The organism is Undibacterium sp. GrIS 1.2, from assembly GCF_040544435.1.
Taxonomy (GTDB): Bacteria; Pseudomonadota; Gammaproteobacteria; order Burkholderiales; family Burkholderiaceae_D; genus Undibacterium.
The window spans coordinates 1-2,007 of the sequence record NZ_JBEONP010000137.1 but is presented as its reverse complement, the minus strand read 5'-3'; the positions used below and the strand labels follow the sequence as shown (position 1 = coordinate 2,007).

2 protein-coding genes and 1 pseudogene are annotated in these 2,007 nt (G+C 49.0%); all 3 read right to left on the bottom strand.

The features are described from left to right. The coding region (locus tag AAKU61_RS22490; RefSeq protein ID WP_354335851.1) for a PAAR-like domain-containing protein at positions 1–303 on the bottom strand (303 nt) is incomplete at its 3' end. Then, positions 296–1,786 (bottom strand): DUF2169 family type VI secretion system accessory protein, encoded by a 1,491-nt coding sequence (locus tag AAKU61_RS22485; protein ID WP_354335849.1) that lies wholly within the window; start codon positions 1,784–1,786, stop codon positions 296–298. The genes AAKU61_RS22490 and AAKU61_RS22485, both read right to left, overlap by 8 nt. Positions 1,787–1,797: 11 nt before the next feature. Next, positions 1,798–2,007, bottom strand: a pseudogene (locus tag AAKU61_RS22480) (bacteriophage T4 gp5 trimerization domain-containing protein); the annotation flags it as partial.

The following is a 2,007-nucleotide window of genomic DNA, read 5'->3' as shown; positions in this document are numbered from 1 at the left end:
TACCCGTACCGTGCTCGAGCCTTTGACTGGTTTGACTTCGCCTGTCACCGTGCCGCTTTTAACTCCTTTGGCGACACCAGGTTCATCTCCTTTGCCTTTGGGTTGTGTACTTTGATTGAGAACGTACGCGGGATTACCGTTAAATTTGACGCTGGCGACGACGCTGAGGCTGTTGCTTAAATCCTGAATCGTTGGATAGGGCAATGGCGGTGTCGCGCTGCCGACCGGAGTTTTATTGAACGAGGGGGCGGTGGAGATTGCCTTGAAAGTGGCATTCTTACGAGCGCCTATCGGATTAGACATAGGCTGTGTCCTCGCTGATTGCTAATACGGTGTCTTTTGCGACGCTGTCAACGGTTCGCATCTGTACCTTGATCGTATTGATCTCTTGAAGTAGACGATCTCGCTCCGCACAACTACACATGCGTGCCTCTGCAACGCGAATCGCTGCTGCATCATCTTTTATAAATACCGTGCGCCAGACCAAACTCAAGGTATGTGTATCTGGTTCGATGATGACAGTGTCAATCGATAGCGGGTGCTGGAGTAACTCACCGCTTTCCAGGCGCAGCAGAACAAAGCAGACATGCTTGGGGAGTGTCAAGCTTAAAACAGTATCACCTTTGTCATCACGGTGCGTACCGTGGGTACCGGGTGGGCAGAGATTCGTGAGCGTGATGATCTCGTTGCCTTGTAAGTAGTGCGTTTGCTGATCTGGCGGTGCGGCATTCCACACTGCAAAGTCAAAGTCTTTTGGCAACCAAGCGTCACTTTGGATAAAGTGATCATCTATCGTTCCTGTAAGTTTTATGCGGTCGGGATGCCCTTTGGCTCGGACACCTAAGCCAGCAAACAGACGTACGCCAACCTTGTCAGGGAGTTTTTTTCTGAGACAATGTAAAAATGGCCTTAGGTTTGTTGGATATTCGGGGTAATGAATTTGCGGCGCGGGTATTTTTGTGAGGCCGGTCGCTTCGATATACCAATTTTTTGTAAAACCACGACCAATAGGGTTGATATCAAATGCTGTGTGCGCAATCGTTCGCTGATCTACAGGTAACTCTGCATCGGGATGACTGCGTAATTGAGACGGCGTTAATTGATGTTTTTTATGAATAGATCGTGCCGCCTTGTCTGAGGCATTGATTTGGCATTGACCTCCAAACGTATATTCGGCACGCACAGGAACTGCAGTGATTACTTTCGCTTTGGTCAATCGCCAAGTGAGTGGTGAAATAACACCAAACGTACTCCAGTTTAGTAAGGTGGCTAACACACGTACCGGCCAGATAAGGCGTTTGAAATAGCGCTCACCAGTGACCACCAGTGTTTTATCGATCAGACTTGCACCTGGCATGATCGTATTTTTTGCATGCGCTAGTTGCTCACGCCATCGCTGCATTTGCTGATGTGTTGGTCCTTGCCAGGGATTGAATCCTTGTGGTGCCTCTGGCAGTGGCATCGGGGCATCGGGCTGCTTGACCGTCAGGCGCACTGTAAAACGTGTGCTCGGTTTACCTTGTGGCACGTATGCTGTGGCATTTACAATCACATCACATTTTGGCTTGTACTGACAAAAATCCGATTCCTGACGCACACTACTTTGGTTCATTTCACCGAAGAACGCATCGACCTCACATAACGGCGCTTGTTCATCCGCGTATTCCAGCGTGCCGGACGCGAAACTCAAGGTCTGTCGCAGGCCAATGACATGAAAGACTTGCTCGTGTTGATCAAGTCCTTCAAAGGCCTGCGCCGGAAAGGGGGTGTGGTTACGAAATTCCATCGTGGCTTGACTTAATTAATATCGACATCTTTGCCACTGATTTGTACCGGCCCTGTGGCTTCAAAATTAAATTGGCTGCCATTGATGATGATAGTGCCATCGGATTTCATCACCAGACTGGCTTTGCCGACGGTGAGAGACAATTCTTCACCAGCAGTCATTGATATTTTTTGTCCTACTTTGGTCATTTGATTCATGCCCACCACCGTCGACATGATCAG

Coding starts and splice junctions, on each gene's coding strand:
- AAKU61_RS22485 (WP_354335849.1), bottom strand. CDS start 1,786: ATGGAATTTCGTAACCACACCCCCTTTCCGGCGCAGGCCTTTGAAGGA.